Genomic DNA, 18,017 nt, shown 5'->3' on the forward strand with positions numbered 1-18,017 from the left:
TTTACTAAAGCTTTAATTTTTTAAATATAAATTCAGGTATATTCCTGATAATCATCATTATAATACTCCATATCGGCAAAACATATGCCACATTCTTCTGCTTTTTAAACGCATTGTAAATGCAGTCTGCAGCCTGTTTTGGTGTTGCGGTCAGTTTCGGATTCAAAGGCAGTCCTTCGGTCATTTTTGTAGCCATAAATCCGGGTTTTATGGTAAGAACATGTACTTTTTTCTCAAAAAGATAGTTACGGAGTCCACTAAGATACGCTGTAAAAGCCGCTTTTGCACTTCCATAGATGAAATTACTCTGCCTCCCGCGATCTCCTGCCACTGATGACAGCCCGATGATGGTTCCTGATCTTCTGCTTTCAAATTTCTGTGCAAAGTAGTTCATAACAGGAACCAGCTTTGAATAATTAATGTTAATGATCCTTTCCGTATTCCTGTTATCATAAAGACCTTCTTCGGTCCCATCTCCTAAATATCCTGCAGCACAAAATAATACATTTGAACTGACATGATCAAATGTATTATAATCAATCTCTTTCATCAGATCAATTTCAATTACTTCGGACTGCTGCAGAAACTTTACATCAATATGCCTCGCGAATCTTTCAGTAGTTTCTTTGTTTGAAGTGAAAAGATATATTTTTTCAAATTTTTCCCCTTCCTGCAGAGCCTTTTCAACAAAAGCCTGTGCCACCTCAGATGTACTTCCCAGAACTATCATTATGAATTGTTGTTTATGATTCGTTTGTGCTGTAATGACACAAATTTTGAACTTTGAATGTTTTTAAGATAATTCGTGAGTGAAGATCTGCTCATGCTGTCTTTTGTCAGATAGATTCTTCCTCCGAACTGCTGCACAATATTATCTAATTTCTCAACAAGTTTTTCCAGCTTTGAATTGACCTTAAAGTCCAGGGCCAGCGTATAGCCTTCAAACGGAAATGAATTATAAGCCTCCGGATTGTTTTTCCCGAAAAGTTTCAAGACAGCCAGAAACGAACCATTCCCACTTGCTGCAATAGTTTCGAGGATCTGTTTCATTCCTTCTTTACCTGTTTCTTTCGGAATCACCATCTGGTACTGGATGAAGCCGGCTTTTCCGTAGATCTTATTCCAATCGTTGATAGCATCCAGAGGATAAAAAAATGTTTCATAATCAACGAATGATTTAACTTCTTTTTTTGCCTGTTTTTTGTAATACAGGAGATTGAAGATCTTCACGGTTAATGCATTCAGCACAAAGCCCGGAAAATAAAAAGGAACTGTGGGCTGTAATTTTTTCTTAAGTCTTAGTGGCTGTTTTGCCATATTTTGTGGAAGCTCGTGCTGAAAAGCGTGTTCCCCTCTCATTAAAATGCTTCTTCCTAAATTTTTGCCTTTCTGGAGACAGTCGATCCATGCTACTGTATACGTCCAGTTTTCGCTTTCTTCAAAGAGTCTGAAGATTTCGTCCAGATTCTCTGCTTTTATGCTTTCCTGACGGATATAGGCAGATTCTATATTTTTAAGTTTGAATTTTACAGTAAGAATGATTCCGGTAAGTCCCATCCCTCCAATAGTAGCCCAAAATTTATCTGGGTTTTCCTCTCTGGAACACGTAATGATGTTTCCGTTTTCCGTCATCAGCTTAAATTCGGTGACATATTCTGAAAAACAGCCTTCCGCATGATGGTTTTTACCATGAACATCGGAGGCAATAGCTCCTCCCACTGAAATAAATTTCGTGCCAGGAGTTACATAAAGAAAATACCCCTGCGGCACCGAAATTTCAAGCACATCTGAAAGCAATACTCCGGATTCACATTCTATAATACCGTTAAGACGGTCGAAACTGATAAATTTATTTAATTTTTTGGTAGAAAATATGGTTTCTCCCAAAGATGCATCACCATAGCATCTTCCGTTTCCTCTTGCAATAATTTCGTTATGATTGAGTACAAATTCTTTTATCTTTTTGAAGCTGTCCTCAGATCTCATTTCTTTTTCTACTACCGGGAAGTTGCCCCAGTTTGTAACTTTCTGTATGAAATTCGGCTTCATTTTTTAAAATAAATCTGGATTAAGAATGCTGCTACCCAAAGTATTAAAGTGATCTGGATATATCGGTCTCTGTACACAATTTTTGTAGGAGATTCTGTTCTGTTATATACTAATGTCTGCTGAAGATATCTTAAAAAAGCAAAGACTACAAATATGACGGTATAAAAAACTCTCTCATGAAACCGTGCCTGAACTTCAGGCGAAAGGGTAAACATAAGATAGCAGACAATGGCTAATGTAACTGAAATGGATAGGGCAATATCTGCAAACTGTACATTATACCCGTCCAGTGCTTTCCTTGTTTTTCCGGAAACCTGAGCATTAATAAGTTCTCCTCTTCTTTTTCCAATCGCTAAAACCAATGCCAAGACAAAAGTTAGTAAGATCGCCCACTGGGAAATACCTATTTCTGTAATATAACCGCCAGCTAAAACCCTCAGCACAAAGCCTAAAGCGATAATAAAAATATCAATGATCGGAACATGCTTAAGTTTAAAGGTATAGGCAAGATTGACTGCAATATAAAGTCCAATGATTATAGCGAATTTCCATAGGGGTTCGTGGAAATAAAACCTTGCAAGAAACACAAGAGCAATATCAACGATCATAAGGGCTGCAAGGATTCCCAAAGCTTTGGCTTTAGAAACAGCTCCGCTTGCCAGAGGCCGCCTTCTTTTCTCAGGATGCTTTCTGTCTGCCTCAATATCATTATAGTCATTCAGAATATAGACAACACTTGCTGCAAGGGAAAAAATAATAAATGCAAAAATACTTTTATTAAGTAGGTCTAGATTGGTAATATTTCCGGAAAAAAACAGAGGGACGAAAACAAACAGGTTTTTCACCCATTGTTCTACACGGAGAAGTTTAAAGTATTTCTTCATTTATGCTATTTCGGTTACAAAAATAGTGATTTCAAAATTTACACCATAAAAATACAAAAAAAACCGCCGAGGCGGTCTTTTACGAAAATATTTATATAATTAAATTAATTACTGCCCTTGCTTGGCATCATTAATCATTTTCTCGTTAGCTGTAATGGCAAACTCCACTCTTCTGTTTTTAGCTCTTCCTTCGTCTGTATCGTTGGTAGCCACCGGCATAGACTCTCCTTCACCTTTTGTAAACATTCTGCTGGAAGCAATTCCTTTTCCTGACAAATAAGCTTTTACAGCGTCTGCTCTTCTTTGAGAAAGAGAAAGGTTGTAAGCATCTGCACCTTTGCTGTCTGTGTGACCGTAGATATTGATATTAGTATCTGGATTATCTACAAGAACTGTAGCTAGCTTATCAAGGTTGGCCTGAGCAATAGAAGTTAAATTTGAAGAGTCAAAAGCAAAGTTAACAATGCTTTCGTTCATGGTAATTTTAATACCGTCACCTACTCTTTCTACTTCAGCTCCAGGTAAAGTTTCCTTAATCTGCTTAGCCTGCTTATCCATTTTATTACCGATTACGTTACCAGCAACACCACCGATAATACCTCCTAATACTGCTCCTAATGCCGAGTTTTTACCACTTCCCACATTATTTCCCAGAATACCTCCGATCACAGCTCCTGAAGCAGCACCTACTGCTGTACCTCTCTGCTGATGATTAGAATTCTGAACAGCTTCACAGCTTGTTAGCAATAATGCTGATGATAAGAAAAGAGCTCCTATATATGTTTTATTAAATTTCATTTTTTTAATCTTTTATATTGATAATTATTTCATTCCTGTTCTCTGGAAGTTGTAAACAACCTGTACTGTGCTTCCATCAAACGGAACGCTTTGTACAAGTGAAAACTGATCTGTAGACTGGTTAGTAATCGTTAAAGAGTATCCTACAGTATTTTCTTTAGCTTTAGTTCCCTCAGCGATTTTTTTAAACAAGAAAGTATTGCCGTCTTTTACTTCAAATTTAATTGGACGTGTAAGGCTTGGACAAGCTCCACCTCCGTTTAAAGTATAGGCACCGGTGTAGTTATTGGGAATTAATCTCCAATGACTTCCTACAAAACACTGGGCATCTGCACCTTCGTCAAAAGGTTTGATTTTAAACCCTTTTTCATAGTCCACGCTAACAATCTGCCAGTCGCCTTTTAATTTTAAGTATTCGACTCTCTGGTTTTGTGATGTTTCTGCTTTTTTCACTGAGGAACAAGACACTGCAAAAAGTGATGTTCCAATCATCCCTGCAAGTAGTAACTTTTTCATTTTGTTGTTTATTATTTTGTTATTTATAAAGTTACAAAAAACCGTGCCAAATTGAAAGATAAAAATAAAAAAAGTCCGAAATTTTCGAACTTTAAATGTTTTCTCCTTATATACAGGAAGATATACTATTTTTTAACAGCCTTTTTTACGGATTTCGTAGGCTTATTGCTGTTTGAAGATTTTCCGTTGTAGAAATTGGTATAGGCATATTCTGCGGCCTTTTGAAGATCTATAACACCTCCGGCCTGAGAATATTCAGGAAATTTGTTATCTGCATTAGGATTACTGCTTTTTACCAATGCTTCAATTATCTGGTATGGCTTCAGATTAGGCATATAGGCAAGTAATACTGCTGCAGCTCCGGCTACTACCGGGGATGCCATAGAGGTTCCCTGTAGATATTTGTATTCGTTTTTAGGAACTGTAGAATAAATTTCTTCCCCCGGTGCGAAAACATTTACCATTTTCTTATTGTAGTTAGAGAAATCTGCTCTAAGTTCGTTATTTCTGTTGGTACTTGCTCCCACAACCAGCACGTTGTTCACAAACGGTTTTTCATCTGCAACATTTTTAAAATTGGTAGGGAAAGCAAGGTGTTCGGCTACATCTTCGTTTTCATTACCCGCTGCTTTTACTAAAAGAACACCCTTGTCTTCAGCATATTTGAAGGCATCCCACACTACATTTTTACCTGGAGACACCGGTTTTCCGAAACTCATGTTTAACACTTTTGCTCCGTTATCTACTGCATATCTGATAGCGTTTGCAACGTCTTTATCTCTTTCGTCTCCGTTTGGAACGGTTCTTACAGACATGATCTTAGCTACTTTGGAGGCTACACCATACTGTATTTCTTTTCCTTGAGGAAGGCCGGCAATAATTCCCGCCACGTGTGTTCCGTGTTCCGCATCTGGTCCCTCATAGTCATTATTCCCATAGTTTTTCTCAGAATAATCGTCGTAATTATCTCCAACGATTTCTTTTCTTGGGTCATAGCTCAGATCATATTGTTTCGATTGTGGAGTAAAATGATCGATAGCTTCCTTCATCTGCTCTTTCATCAGTTTTTCGAACTCTGCAGAAGATTTTCCTTTGAATTCAGGGCTTTGAGAAACCTGACCTAAAACATTAAGAGCAATAGCATCTTTCTGATCGGTAGGAGGTTTAATTCCCTGTAAAGTTTCTGCAGTAACAGGCTTACCTCCCAACAATTTTACCATGTTTGGAATAATACTGTTGATCATAGTGTAGGTCTGCAGGTTTTGTTTTGCTTCTATGCTTTTTTTGCTGAACAGCTCTTTAGACTTCATATACATAGCAAACTCTTCGGGCATTTTTGCCTGGTTCGCTTTGTTTTTTGCAGAATCATCACTTTCGAAAACAGGTTTATATTTAGCAACAACTCTTGTTACTTCCATATTGTCTATATCGATGTCACCATTTTTACCGCCGATAAAATTCCAGCCGTGTATGTCATCAATATATCCGTTTCCGTCATCATCTTTTCCGTTTCCGGGAACTTCATTAGGATTAGACCATACATTTTTTACAAGGCCCGGATGGTCAACCTGAACACCACTGTCTAAAACTCCTACAACAACAGTTTTAGGCTTAAGACCTTTGGATTCTAAATATTTATATGCGTTTGCCGTATTTACTCCATATACTTTTGTTGCAGAAAAATCTTTATGATACCAAGTCATCAGATCTTTATCCTCTTTCGGGTCAATGCTCTTAGCCTGTGCTTCCTGAGCATATGAGAAACTAAAGCCTGCCAGAAAAACAGCAGCTAATAATACCTTTTTCATATGTTGATAATTATTTTTTCTTAAGTCATATGCAATCGCCATTTTCATTGTTTTATTTTCATAGAATTTTGTTAGCGGCGATTTCATGTTATTATAATTGTTTAATATTTTTTATATAAGTCAGAGATTCAGGGCCTTTGTTACAAATAAGATCCAGAACTGATAAATCTTCCAAAAATCCCAGCTTATCAGAGAAGGTCTGGTAATATTCGTCCATTTGAAATTCTGAAGGATGTTTAGCCGAAAATTTCTCTCTAAAATTAATGCTTTCAGGATTTTTGATATATTCTTCATTCAAAGACTGTGCCTTTTCTGTTTTAAGGATCTGCTGTATGACCTCTAATCCTTTAAGGTTGAAATCGATGAGGAATTTCTCTTTCAGTTCATATATTTTCCTGAATTTATCTTCATAATATTCAAAATAAGGAGAGCTTTGGTAGGCTGTCTTAATGGATTTCCAATGCAGATTTCTCCAGTCTTCCCTGTAAGAGATTTCAATATCTTTAAATTCTCTTTTCCCATTATGATTGATAGGAATTATTAGAGAGAGCTTTCCGTTTGCCCCATAGATATTGGTTCTGTTTCTATAGGTCTGTTTAGGGAAATTTTCAAACTGTTCAAATATAATCTTGTTCTCAGGATTTAAAAACACTGAAAACCATGAAATCGGTGGCATATAAAATACCGGCAATAATACATTCGTCATATTCATGATGCAAAAATGAAGCATTTTTTCAAATACTTCATTTTATTTTTAAGTTTTAGTTTAAATTATACTTCGTCTTCCGTTTTTTTCTTTCCGAATAGTTTCATGAAATACTCCCATCCGAAGAAAAGGATAAGAATCATTGCAGCGATCCACCAGTAAGATGTTTTGTTGGCTTCACCAGTGTTTGTTGCTTTAAACATTCTGTCCCAACGAATTTTAAATGGAGCCTGATAAGAAGAGCTGCTGTCTGAAAAAGCACCCTGAAGGCTCATCCAGGTAAACATAGGTTTTCCCACAATATTTTCTTCAGGAACAAAACCAAAGAATCTTGCATCGAGTGACGCATCTCTGTTATCTCCCACCATCATATAATAATCCTGTTTAATAGTGTATTGGGTCGCTTCTTTACCATTAATAAAAATCTTCCCATTCTTATTTTCCAGACTGTTATGTTCATATTCAGAAATAATCCATCTGTACTCAGGCAGAGTTTCCTGGTTAAGTGTCACCACATCTCCTTTTTTAGGAATTTTTAAAGGTCCGTACCAATCCTGATTCCATGGTTTGTTGATTGGGAAGATAGACTGCGTGGTATCTATTTTTGTTTTTGCTTCGTCTCTGTAGTATACTGCAGCTTCTCCTTTTGCTGTAACGTCCTCCTTCATATCAATGACCTGTGGAAGCTGTTTGATTTCCTGAGCCGTTTTATCTGTCAGTCCCTGGAAAGCGTAAATATATCCTTTTTCTCCTTGAATTTCCTGTACAGGTAAAAATCCATAGGCGTTATATAATGCAGGGATATCAAGCTGGCTTCCGGTATTTACAATATATCTGTGCTGTACTTCCTGATCTCCTAAAACCGTTTCCGGTTTTCCGTTAACGAAAAGTCTTCCGGCTCTCATTTCAAAGGTATCACCGGCAACAGCCACACATCTTTTAACATATGGATCTTTTCTGTCGATCGCTGTATGTACAGAATCACGTGGATAGTTGAAAACAACTACATCATTTTTCTGAGGCTTACTGAACTGGAAAATTCTTGTATAAGGTAACTTTATGCCATCAACATAAGATTTAGGGTCATCTTTTGGATTTCCTTTCTGTCCTGTATCCATAATGGTCCCCTGAAGGAATGGTATGGCTACAGGACGCATTGGCATTCTGTATCCATAGCTCCATTTGTTCACGAAAAGGAAATCACCTACCAGAAGTGTTCTTTCCATAGATCCTGTAGGAATTCCGAACGGCTGGGTTACAAAAACGTGAATAATGGTTGCAAAAACCACTGCAAAAGTAATAGATCCTAGGAAAGTATCTTTCTTTTTTGCATTTTTCTCTTCGTCTGTCATGAACAGATCGTTGGCATTCTCATCTTCTATTTCTATATCTTTAGAATAGTTTACCGTTGCCATATAGATAAATGGCAGGATCACTGTAAGCAATTGATGCTGAAAAAGGGTTTTCCCAAATTTTTTCATTAAATAAATATGGAAAACAGACATCATAATAGGTCCCACTATCGGAAGATAGGACAGGATAGCCCACCATTTCGGGTGTTTTGTTTCTTTTAATATAATGAAGTAATTATAGAAAGGTATAAATGCCAATAATGGGCTATACCCCATTTTTTTGAACAGTTTCCAAGTGGAAATCCCCATCAGTACAGACAAAATGAGAACGTATACTGTATAAGTTAAAAAATAATTCATAGTTTTTTTGTGCCTATTCTAAGTATATAAATGATAAATGATGAGTAATAAATGATTACAGCGTTCTGCTATTTTTAATTTACTATTCATCATTTTTTTATTGGTATGCAATTTAAAGAATTTGTTACAAATTAAAGTCCTAAAACGTCTTTCATGGTGAAGTTTCCTTTTTTGTCTTTAATCCATTCTGCAGCGACAACAGCTCCGAGTGCGAACCCGTTTCTGTTGAAGGCTGTATGTTTTATTTCAATTTCATCAACTTCACTTTTATAATAAACGCTGTGGGTACCGGGAACCTCATCTTCACGGATGGCAAAGATTCCCAGTTCTTGTCCTTGGGTTTCTTCCAATTTCCAGGCATTAAATTTAGGATTATTTTTGATAATTCCTTCAGCAATGGAAATTGCGGTTCCGCTGGGAGCATCTTTTTTGTGGACATGGTGAATTTCTTCCAGCTGGCAGGAGTATTCATCCACATTTTTCATGATATCGGCTACTTTTTCGTTGAGGGCAAAAAATAAATTCACACCCAAGCTAAAATTAGAACCGTATAAGAATGCACTATCGTTGTCTACAGCAATTTTTTCAATTTCTTCTTTTTTCTCCAGCCAGCCTGTAGTACCGCAGATCACGGGTACTTTATTTTCAAGACAGGCTTTGATGTTCTCATAAGCTGCTTCCGGCAATGAAAATTCGATGGCAACGTCAGGATTATTAAGATTTTCAGCTGTTGGAGTTTCTTTAAGGCGGGCCACTATTTCATGACCTCTCTTCTGTGCAATCTCATCAATGATCTTCCCCATTTTACCGTATCCAACTAATGCTATTCTCATGTGATATCTTATTTTATTATGGTCTCAAGGAACTTTATACAGTCCTGATGAGCTTTATTTAAAATTTAAATTTAAAATCTATAGCTTAAACTTAAGCCTGTTTTTGGGTTTGAAAATCCGTACTGATCCTGAATTACCGTAGGATTGAAGCTCAGATCCGGATCATGGCGGCTCTCGTAAAGATGCGCATCCACCACGGCATCTACAATGTTCAGGATGTAGATAAGACCTGTAATGGCTATAGCGTAATCTCTTTGTCTTTTGTATCTGTCCTGAGCGTTTCCGAAAGCTTTTTTATCCAGCCAAGGATGACTGTCTACAAATTCATTAGGTGTTCCGTTAAGTTTTGCCACATAATATTCTCTGTACTTTTTGTACTGGTTATTACTCCAGATTGTATATCCGATTCCGGCTCCTACGGCTCCCCAGACAATAGGGATTTTGATGTATTTTTTATTATAATACTGTCCTAATCCCGGAAGAACTGCAGAATACAGCCCGGCTCTTGTAGGATTCAGCTTAATGGTTTTCTTTGTAGGCCCATTTGCATTTTCAAGATCTTCAATGATCTTAGCTTCTGATTTTACTGTTTTTGCGGGTTTCACAGTTTTAGTAACAACTACACTGTCTTTCGGAAGAGGCCCTATACGGACTGTGTCGCTGGGAGCTACCTGCGAGTAAGCGAAAGCAAAAATGCCCAAAAAGAATGTGAAAAATAATTTCTTCATTTATTTAATATGGGATAAAATATATTCCAGTTCTTCTTCATTTTTGAAGTCCAGAAGAATTTTACCTTTTTTTCCGTTGCCGGAGGTTTTGATTTCTACTTTTACGTCTAAAATATCGGCGATGGTCTTCTGTGCTCTTTTATAATTGTTGGAGAGTTCAGTATTGACTTTTTTTGCTGCCGGTGATTTAGGGTTCTTCAATGCAGTAGCAGCCTGCTCGGCCTGGCGTACATTGAGTTTTTCTTTGATGATCAGGTCAAATAGAATCTGCTGATGTTCTTCACTTTCAAGACTGATGATGGCTCTTCCGTGCCCTGCAGAGATTTCTCCGCTTCTGATTGCATTCTGAATATCAGGATTCAATCTTAGAAGTCTGATGGAATTGGTAATGGTACTTCTGTCCTTCCCTACTCTCTGGCTAAGATTTTCCTGGGTAAGGCCAATCTCATCCAAAAGTCTCTGATAGGTTAAAGCAATCTCAATAGCATCAAGATCTTCTCTCTGGATATTTTCAACAAGAGCCATTTCCAAAAGCTCCTGATCGTTTACCAAACGGATATAAGCAGGAATTGTCGGAAGCCCGGCAATTTTACTGGCGCGGTAACGTCTTTCCCCTGATATGATTTCGAATTTTTCACCGTCTTTTCTTAAGGTAACCGGCTGGATTACCCCTAAGTTTTTAATCGACAGGGCAAGTTCGTTTAATGCTTTTTCGTCAAAATAAGTTCTCGGCTGGGTCGGATTCGGATAAATATCCTCAAGGGCGACCTCTACGATATTCCCTACAAACTTATCTGCTCCTTCATCGGTCGCGGAGTTGATACTTGCTTTGGATTCAGCGCTCAAAATGGCGCCCAAACCACGTCCCATAGCTCTTTTTTTGTCCTTCATATATATAATCTATAAATGATGATTGATAAGTGATGGTCCTCATTCACTTATAGGGTCCATTTATTATTAAATTAATTTTTCACTAAATTTTCATTCTTCAGCAGAACTTCTTCTGCCAGCTGAATGTATTGTATAGCCCCTTTACTTTCTGCATCGTAATTCAGAATACTTTCTCCAAAGCTCGGCGCTTCACTCAATCTTACGTTTCTGCTGATGATGGTTTCAAAAACCATGTCAGGAAAATGTGAATTCACTTCTTCAACAACTTGGTTAGATAGTCTTAATCTGCTGTCGTACATGGTGAGAAGAAGTCCTTCAATACCAAGATCTTTATTATGAATCTTCTGTACATTTTTAATGGTATTCAAAAGCTTACCCAATCCTTCCAATGCAAAATATTCGCACTGGATCGGAATGATCACAGAATCTGCCGCAGTAAGGGCATTAACTGTAATAAGCCCTAAACTCGGTGCACAGTCTATAATGATATAATCATAATCATCTCTCACTTCTGCCAATGCTTTTTTAAGCATATACTCCCGGTTTTCTTTATCCACGAGCTCAATTTCAGCTGCTACCAGGTCAATATGTGATGGGATGATATCCAGGTTGGGAGAGGCAGTTCTTTTGATACAGGTTCTTGTATCTGCACTGTGCTCCAATAGATTATATGTAGAGTACTGAACATCTTCCACACCAAGCCCAGAGGTTGCATTAGCCTGTGGATCAGCATCAATGATCAATATTCTTTTTTCCAATACCCCTAATGCTGCCGCCAGATTTACAGCTGTTGTAGTCTTTCCTACTCCTCCTTTTTGATTAGCGATACCTATGATTTTTGCCATTATTAGAACTTTAGGATTCAAAAATACACTTTTTTCTTTGCTCTGTATGAATGGAGAAATTCAAAATTGAGTTAAAGTATTGTTAATAAACGCTTTAACAATTAAAAAAATTATCCACAAAAAAAATTCTTTGTGGATAACTATTTTAAGATTTGTTTTTATGTCAATTATTCGAAGTTCATGGTGATTGGAAATTTGAAATAACTTCTTACGGCTTCACCTTGTTTGTTTTTAGCAGGCTTCCATAATCCCTTTACATTTTTAATGGTTCTGATCGCTTCATTATTAAATTCAACGTCTTTACCATTCGCCTTTAATCCGGAAATTGTTCCGTCTTTTTCTACGATAAAGGTTATCACTGTTTTCATAGTATCTCCATTGCCTTCAAAGCCTGAACTGTCAAAATTGTTAATGACCTTATTTCTGAATGCATCAATTCCTCCGGAAAATGCCGCTTCGGAAGCAAGTTCATCACCACTTGCAATATGATTGTCAGGAACTTTTGCCGGTGGTGTAGGTGGAATATAAGGTACCGCCGGGCCTGTTCCTGCCTGAGGTGGTACAGGATGATAGTTTGTTGTTGCAATAGTTCCTTCCGGATTACTTTTCGGTCCGGCAACTGCTCCTTCAATTTTCTCTACCACTTTTTCAGTCTTTACATTCGCCGTAGGCTCAGGAATGGTTGCATCGTATGTTTTAACCTTTTCAGGTTGAGCCGCAGGTATATTGATTTCCACTGGTGGCACAAAGTCGGGCTGATCAACATCCTTAACATCAAATGGTCCAAAATCACAAGCTATGATTTGCTCCGTAATTTTTGGTCCCTGTAAAGCCGAAATCACAAACGGCGTTATGGAAATAGCAGCCAATAAACTCACGCCCACAAAAAGCGCTTTGGTTAATAATCTATCTGATTCATTTCTTAATGCATAGGCACCATATTCTTTGTTTCGGTGCTCAAAAAGAACCTCGTTAAAACGAAATTCCTGGTTTTGGTTTTGGTGTTTCATCACTATTAAATATTTAAACTGTTAAAAAATCAGTGATTATTAGTTTTAGTGTTCTTATCGATAAGTATTGTTTCGATATCAAAACATTTGCCAATTTTTTATCAAAACATCAATATTTTAAAAAACATTATAACAATATGCAAAATTTAACATTCTAATCAATCAAAAATACTCAAAATTCAACCTCAATTCATTTTATTATTCGTAAAAAACCAGTCATTATTTACAAAATACATATCATAAAATTAAAAACAGTAAAAACCACATTAAAAAACAGGAAAAACACTGATGAATCAATTGAAATACTGAAATACATTTGTACCATAGAAAATCGGGGAAGCTGAAAACCAAAAAGAGTAAGCAATTTTTAAAAAAACTTATAATTATGCCAACTTTAACTCAAGACGCAAAAACAAATTCATTAATGAGCATGCTTTTAAAGCAGGTCTACGACACAGTAACCAACGGAGGAAATCCGGAACATTTGGGAACAGATGATTTTATTGCCTTTGATCCGGTAGGGATTACACTTTCGGAAGATACTTTTGATTATGCACTAAACGGTCTTTTCGGAGATGCTCCCTCACCCAAACCAATGCTGGACGGAACAGGAAAACCTATCCTGGATGCCAACGGGAATCCAAAAATAGATATGGAAGCTTACCAGACTGCCTTATCTAACAGCAAATTCAAAAAGTATCTGCAGATGGAACAATTTGCCGCAATGGTAGATTCAGTACCTTCTCATTTACCACCACTTACTGAAGATGGAAAAGGAAGAGCCATTACCATTATGACTGATTCTGAAAAAAGAGTTTCCAAAGTATATGAGGATCTTTTGCAGTGGTCTGTAGTAGTGGACACAGATTTTGATCAGAAAGTAGAGAAAAAACTGGGTTCTCTGAGAGACAAATTATTCAAAATAAAAAAGGTGAAGAATCCTGATTTTGATGAGAACGCACCGATAGATGACCTGAACAAGCCTGAACTGATCCATACGTTTGTAGCGCCTACTTATGCAAAATATGTAGAGTATCAGATGAAATATTATGATATCGTGGATGCCAATAACGAAATCAGAATTGCTGCTGACAATGGGGATACCGACGCAATGGCCAAAATATCCATTGACGGAAAAAACATGAAAAAGCGTGAAGATGCTGCCTTGAAGGCCTGGCAATCTTTAGGCTACAAAGAGGCTGTAGAAAGAATTCAAAATTACCTGAGTGAGATTGAGGAAAAGCATATGCTTGTGATCAAGAAGAGAATACAGGCAGAATTCAGGAACAGCCAGAGAACAAGAATTTTAGATTATACAAATTACTCTCCATGCATTCCGGTAGCAGCCAATGCCTTGAGAGAATCAAAAGGATGGCCTGAAATCTCTATTTCACAAGGGAAAAGCAATTACGATTATTCTAAATCGATTCATAACTGGGGAGCTGCAGGAGGTTTCAGCATGGGATTATTTTCCATTGGAGCAAAAGGAGGAGGAAAAAATGAAAAAACGCAGATCAATTCTGATTATTCCAGTATGAATATCTCTTTTAAAATCGGAAAGGTAAAAGTAGAAAGAGGCTGGTTCAATCAGCAGTTCATAGAATCCAAATACTGGAAACTTCACGAGCAGTCTCCACAGACATTAAATGGGGATATGATCAGCGATGGAAATGGAAAAGGGCTAATGCCATCCATCATCACGGAATTGATTATCGCCAAAGATGTTTCCCTGGATTTCAAAGACAGCAGCTCTGCTTATACTGATGCTAAAAATTCTATATCTGCAGGAGGTGCTGTAGGAATAGGACCTTTCGTAATTGGCGGAAACTATAGCTACGACAATCAGAATGTAAAATCCAGCTATGACTGGGATGGTAAAAAACTGACCTCAAAAGGAATTTACATTATCGGTTACAAATGCCACATCGTACCGAAGTCTCCAAATCCGAATCCTGAGATCAAAAAATGGGCGGACGGAAAATCATAAGCAGAAAGGAAGTCTGAAGCCGGAAGAAGGAAGTTATTGAGTACCAAGATGCAGTCAGAGTGTAGTTTTAATTAATTTTTTGAGAATTATTAAAGATGCATGTACCCTACTAACTTCCAACCTCCCTTCTTCTCTCTTCCCATCTTACACCATAATATATCCTTCTCAATAGAATGGCCGGCAGAAATTTTTCTGCCGGTTATTCACCTAAACTAAAAACGATAACCATGAAATATTTTGTAGCTGTTTACCAGAAACTTAAGAACATTTATATGTCACAAAGCTCGATGGAAAATGATCTGCCTATGATCTGCCCTTCTCTGCGCATTTATGACAATGAGGAACTGGAACTTCTGAAACCACAAAGCCTGCTGAATGATGAACAGAAAAAAGCGCTTTCGATCATTAAAAAACAAAATGTAGCGTATGAACTGAACTCCGTGCCTATTTCACCCAATTTTTGGGATCTTAACCCCAATAATTCTTTATTTGATATTTACAGGGACATCCTGGATAAAAATAACCTGAAAAACCTGGAAGAAAATCTCGATAAGGTCCTTGAAAACAAAAGCACCTTTCTTTTTGATGCAAAAAACAGTGACACCAAAGAGTTTAAAGCTTATAAAAAATACAGAATACTGTATGAAGACACCATCAATAAAGTAACTGATCACCTGTTGCTGTTTGACGGGCTGGAAACTGATGAGGAAAAAAGAAACTGGAATGACCGGCTTGTCAACTTAAACAACCTGAAAGAACTGGCTTTTTCTGAATGGAAAGTAAAAGGCAACAAAGATCACATTGAAAAGGAACTGGCAAGGATCAACAGATCTTCTGATGCTGATCTTTATCTTGCTATGGCGCAAAACGCAAAACATACTTTTGAGGCCGCAGAAAAAACTGATGTGATCAGCAATTCCTCAATTCACGACATTAATTTTATCCCGTATGATTTTATGGAAAATGAATCGGGCTGGAACAGCATGCGTATTGAAAAATCCGAACTTGAAGGACTTCACTCCGAGGCAAAAAACAGCAATGAAAACATTCCTTCTGAGATTTTATCTATAGATTATGACGAAAGCATGATCCAGGCCGTGGAAATGGATTATTCTTTTGTGCATTTAAAAAGAAACTGGTTCAATAAAAATTTTATGCTTTCCAATTATTTTGAATGGAAGGAGCCTAAAAAAATATCAGACGGGCAGACGATATCCAATGATTTCAAGCTTCCGGCCTTTCCAAAAACCATGATCCTGATTAAAAACCTGAAAGTGATCCTTGATCCGTCTATTATCAGCACCAGTGTAAGCAATGCGGAACAGCTGGTTTATTTCGGGCCTATGGTAATGAAACAGCAGGTTTTCATCAATAAAACCAATAACCAGAAGTTCCTGAAAGCGATCACCAACGTGAAAACCATCAAATCTGACCAGCTTAATTATCTGGCTAAGAAAACAGCTATTGTCGAAGCGCAAAAAGTAAACGTCATTAATAATTTTTCTGCCAGAACAGCCTTAGATCCGGAACCGGTAGAAAATATGAAAGCCGCAGTCAACGCCTCATTTGCAGGAAAAACTAATATGGGAAATATCCTGAATAACATTAAGAATTTAAGCCCTCTCAACCCGGCTCCACACGGAGCCAGCCCGGTACAGCCCACACCTCAGCCTACCAACCCAATTAAAACTCCATGGGGATCATGGGGTCCGAAGTTCCCGACTATTCCTACTCCAACCCCGGTACCTACCCCGGCCCCAACACCAATTCCTATTCCTGTTCCGCCACCGCCTACAGATGCTCTTGTACAGTTCCGGATCTCTGACAAAGTCAATAATGAACCTATCTATAAATGTGCTATTTCTATTAAAGGCACCAATAACAACAGGATTTTTGAGATCGAAAGCAATGAAGCAGGCATGATCAATCAACTGATTCCTCTTGGGGAATACAGCATTGAGCTAAGAATTGATGATTATGCAGTTTTGAATCAGAATTTCAGTGTTACCAGCTCGATGCCTCTTAACCTTGAATATAAGCTTCAACGGGAGGAAGTAAAATTTAAATCCTTTTTCCTGATTGGAATGATCTGTGAGAGGATGCCGCAGATACCGGTTAATCAGTAATTGAGAAAAGAGGAAAGAGGAAAGATCCAAGAATCAAGAATCAAGATATCAGACTTGAGATTTTGAGACTTTATACTTTATACATGAGATGCCGGATTGAATACTTGGCCATCGTACTTTATCTAAAAATATTCATCATTAAAAAACTATCATGAAACTTTTAAAATATTATACAAAAGCACCGGAAGTGCTTACATTATGCGAGATCCTTTATCAACTTGGATACAGCATTAAGATCTCAGATTCATTTACTCTGGAAGTGGATGCAGCCGTGAAAGATTTCCAAAGTAAAAATTCTTTGGTTGTAGACGGAATCGTAGGCGTAAAAACCTGGGCCGTTCTTCTTGAAAAAGACGAAAAACCCCTGAGCCAGACCGATAAATTTTTGAAAGAAGAAGATCTTATCCATTTTGCAAATGAATACAATCTGGAGCTAGCTGCCGTAAAGGCCGTGAACGAAATTGAAAGCAGCGGAAAAGGATTTTTGATCAACAATAAGCCAAAAATTCTGTTTGAAGGTCATGTTTTCTGGAGTGAGCTTAAGAAAAGAGGCATTGATCCTACTTCTTACTACAATCCAGACAGCCAGAATGTTCTTTACCCAAAATGGACAAGAGCCTATTACCAGGGCGGTGTGAAAGAGTATGACAGATTAAATGAGGCCATCAGCCTGGGTGGCAACCCTAACTTTAAAGAGGCTGCACTGTCTTCTGCTTCGTGGGGAAGTTTTCAGATCATGGGTTATCATGCCAAAAACCTGGGTTACAGCAATGTAGATAATTTTGTTTCGAAAATGGAACTCAATGAAGGTGAACATTTGAGAGCATTCGGAAAATTTTTGGAGAAGAATAACTGCCTTGTTCATCTCAGAAATAAAAACTGGGCGGGTTTTGCGAAGCTTTACAACGGAGCAGGCTACAGGGAAAACAAGTACGATGAGAAGCTTGCGAAAGCTTATGCAAAATATGCACAAAATTAAATAAGCAGTTTTTTTAAGTTCCTGCAGAGATATATAGATTCAAAGTTGCTTATAGCTTTTTTGAACTTCTATGATCTGTGGGAATTTTGTTTTTAATAGAAACACTGCTGAATGGTTTTACAGAAACGTTTTTAGAACAATGCCA

At 37.5% G+C, this 18,017-nt stretch carries 16 protein-coding genes; 3 read left to right on the forward strand and 13 right to left on the reverse strand.

What is annotated here, in order from left to right; genetic code table 11:
• Positions 1-4: 4 nt before the first annotated feature.
• The 13 genes from V6R96_RS16170 to V6R96_RS16230 all read right to left on the reverse strand — a co-directional run bounded on the left by V6R96_RS16170 (position 5) and on the right by V6R96_RS16230 (position 12,780).
• The gene (locus V6R96_RS16170) at positions 5-730 is read right to left on the reverse strand and encodes an SDR family NAD(P)-dependent oxidoreductase (RefSeq protein ID WP_111955982.1); all 726 of its coding nucleotides are present in this window, start codon (positions 728-730) and stop codon (positions 5-7) included.
• Positions 730-2,049 carry an FAD-binding oxidoreductase gene (locus V6R96_RS16175; protein ID WP_336379556.1) on the reverse strand — a complete coding sequence of 440 codons (1,320 nt, stop codon included), beginning with the start codon at positions 2,047-2,049 and terminating at the stop codon, positions 730-732. The genes V6R96_RS16170 and V6R96_RS16175 overlap by 1 nt, the downstream gene beginning before the upstream one ends.
• Positions 2,046-2,933 (reverse strand): decaprenyl-phosphate phosphoribosyltransferase, encoded by an 888-nt coding sequence (locus tag V6R96_RS16180; protein ID WP_336379557.1) that lies wholly within the window; start codon positions 2,931-2,933, stop codon positions 2,046-2,048. Before V6R96_RS16180 ends, V6R96_RS16175 begins: the two co-directional genes overlap by 4 nt.
• A 108-nt stretch (positions 2,934-3,041) precedes the next feature.
• On the reverse strand, positions 3,042-3,731 hold the full coding sequence (locus V6R96_RS16185) for an OmpA family protein (RefSeq protein WP_111955976.1): 690 nt from the start codon (positions 3,729-3,731) through the stop codon (positions 3,042-3,044).
• A gap of 24 nt (positions 3,732-3,755) precedes the next feature.
• Complete coding sequence (locus tag V6R96_RS16190; protein ID WP_111955974.1) at positions 3,756-4,247, reverse strand: lipocalin family protein; 492 nt, start codon at positions 4,245-4,247, stop codon at positions 3,756-3,758.
• Positions 4,248-4,372: 125 nt separating this feature from the next.
• Complete coding sequence (locus V6R96_RS16195) at positions 4,373-6,055, reverse strand: S8 family serine peptidase (protein ID WP_336379558.1); 1,683 nt, start codon at positions 6,053-6,055, stop codon at positions 4,373-4,375.
• Between the two features lie 91 nt (positions 6,056-6,146).
• Positions 6,147-6,767: a WbqC family protein gene (locus V6R96_RS16200; RefSeq protein ID WP_336379846.1), complete on the reverse strand. Its 621-nt coding sequence runs from the start codon at positions 6,765-6,767 to the stop codon at positions 6,147-6,149.
• Positions 6,768-6,826: 59 nt separating this feature from the next.
• Positions 6,827-8,473 carry a signal peptidase I gene (gene lepB, locus V6R96_RS16205; RefSeq protein ID WP_336379559.1) on the reverse strand — a complete coding sequence of 549 codons (1,647 nt, stop codon included), beginning with the start codon at positions 8,471-8,473 and terminating at the stop codon, positions 6,827-6,829.
• Between the two features lie 131 nt (positions 8,474-8,604).
• Positions 8,605-9,306: a 4-hydroxy-tetrahydrodipicolinate reductase gene (dapB, locus tag V6R96_RS16210; protein WP_223558582.1), complete on the reverse strand. Its 702-nt coding sequence runs from the start codon at positions 9,304-9,306 to the stop codon at positions 8,605-8,607.
• A gap of 71 nt (positions 9,307-9,377) precedes the next feature.
• Positions 9,378-10,034: a DUF5683 domain-containing protein gene (locus V6R96_RS16215; RefSeq protein ID WP_223558581.1), complete on the reverse strand. Its 657-nt coding sequence runs from the start codon at positions 10,032-10,034 to the stop codon at positions 9,378-9,380.
• Positions 10,035-10,925, reverse strand: coding sequence for a ParB/RepB/Spo0J family partition protein (locus tag V6R96_RS16220; RefSeq protein ID WP_111955962.1), 891 nt, complete (start codon positions 10,923-10,925; stop codon positions 10,035-10,037). It abuts the gene before it with no gap.
• Between the two features lie 71 nt (positions 10,926-10,996).
• The gene (locus V6R96_RS16225) at positions 10,997-11,770 is read right to left on the reverse strand and encodes a ParA family protein (protein ID WP_111955960.1); all 774 of its coding nucleotides are present in this window, start codon (positions 11,768-11,770) and stop codon (positions 10,997-10,999) included.
• Positions 11,771-11,937: 167 nt separating this feature from the next.
• Positions 11,938-12,780 (reverse strand): energy transducer TonB, encoded by an 843-nt coding sequence (locus V6R96_RS16230; protein WP_336379560.1) that lies wholly within the window; start codon positions 12,778-12,780, stop codon positions 11,938-11,940.
• 385 nt (positions 12,781-13,165) lie between these two features.
• Here V6R96_RS16230 and V6R96_RS16235 point away from each other — a divergent pair, with 385 nt between their 5' ends.
• The 3 genes from V6R96_RS16235 (at position 13,166) to V6R96_RS16245 (ending at position 17,872) form a co-directional block, all read left to right on the forward strand.
• A complete protein-coding gene (locus tag V6R96_RS16235) occupies positions 13,166-14,767 on the forward strand; it encodes a hypothetical protein (RefSeq protein ID WP_336379561.1) in 1,602 nt (533 codons plus the stop codon).
• A 227-nt stretch (positions 14,768-14,994) separates the two neighbouring features.
• A complete protein-coding gene (locus tag V6R96_RS16240; protein ID WP_336379562.1) occupies positions 14,995-16,893 on the forward strand; it encodes a hypothetical protein in 1,899 nt (632 codons plus the stop codon).
• Between the two features lie 151 nt (positions 16,894-17,044).
• Entirely contained in the window at positions 17,045-17,872 is an 828-nt protein-coding gene (locus V6R96_RS16245) for an N-acetylmuramidase family protein (protein ID WP_336379563.1), read from the forward strand.
• The last annotated feature ends 145 nt before the right edge of the window (positions 17,873-18,017 follow it).

This window comes from Chryseobacterium sp. CCNWLW53 (assembly GCF_037083525.1).
Classification (GTDB): domain Bacteria; phylum Bacteroidota; class Bacteroidia; order Flavobacteriales; family Weeksellaceae; genus Chryseobacterium; species Chryseobacterium lathyri.

Bases quoted from the DNA above. Each gene is read 5' to 3' on its own strand.
- V6R96_RS16170 (WP_111955982.1), bottom strand. From the start codon at position 730: ATGATAGTTCTGGGAAGTACATCTGAGGTGGCACAGGCTTTTGTTGAA.
- V6R96_RS16175 (WP_336379556.1), bottom strand. From the start codon at position 2,049: ATGAAGCCGAATTTCATACAGAAAGTTACAAACTGGGGCAACTTCCCG.
- V6R96_RS16180 (WP_336379557.1), bottom strand. From the start codon at position 2,933: ATGAAGAAATACTTTAAACTTCTCCGTGTAGAACAATGGGTGAAAAAC.
- V6R96_RS16185 (WP_111955976.1), bottom strand. From the start codon at position 3,731: ATGAAATTTAATAAAACATATATAGGAGCTCTTTTCTTATCATCAGCA.
- V6R96_RS16190 (WP_111955974.1), bottom strand. From the start codon at position 4,247: ATGAAAAAGTTACTACTTGCAGGGATGATTGGAACATCACTTTTTGCA.
- V6R96_RS16195 (WP_336379558.1), bottom strand. From the start codon at position 6,055: ATGAAAAAGGTATTATTAGCTGCTGTTTTTCTGGCAGGCTTTAGTTTC.
- V6R96_RS16200 (WP_336379846.1), bottom strand. From the start codon at position 6,767: ATGAATATGACGAATGTATTATTGCCGGTATTTTATATGCCACCGATT.
- lepB (WP_336379559.1), bottom strand. From the start codon at position 8,473: ATGAATTATTTTTTAACTTATACAGTATACGTTCTCATTTTGTCTGTA.
- dapB (WP_223558582.1), bottom strand. From the start codon at position 9,306: ATGAGAATAGCATTAGTTGGATACGGTAAAATGGGGAAGATCATTGAT.
- V6R96_RS16215 (WP_223558581.1), bottom strand. From the start codon at position 10,034: ATGAAGAAATTATTTTTCACATTCTTTTTGGGCATTTTTGCTTTCGCT.
- V6R96_RS16220 (WP_111955962.1), bottom strand. From the start codon at position 10,925: ATGAAGGACAAAAAAAGAGCTATGGGACGTGGTTTGGGCGCCATTTTG.
- V6R96_RS16225 (WP_111955960.1), bottom strand. From the start codon at position 11,770: ATGGCAAAAATCATAGGTATCGCTAATCAAAAAGGAGGAGTAGGAAAG.
- V6R96_RS16230 (WP_336379560.1), bottom strand. From the start codon at position 12,780: ATGAAACACCAAAACCAAAACCAGGAATTTCGTTTTAACGAGGTTCTT.
- V6R96_RS16235 (WP_336379561.1), top strand. From the start codon at position 13,166: ATGCCAACTTTAACTCAAGACGCAAAAACAAATTCATTAATGAGCATG.
- V6R96_RS16240 (WP_336379562.1), top strand. From the start codon at position 14,995: ATGAAATATTTTGTAGCTGTTTACCAGAAACTTAAGAACATTTATATG.
- V6R96_RS16245 (WP_336379563.1), top strand. From the start codon at position 17,045: ATGAAACTTTTAAAATATTATACAAAAGCACCGGAAGTGCTTACATTA.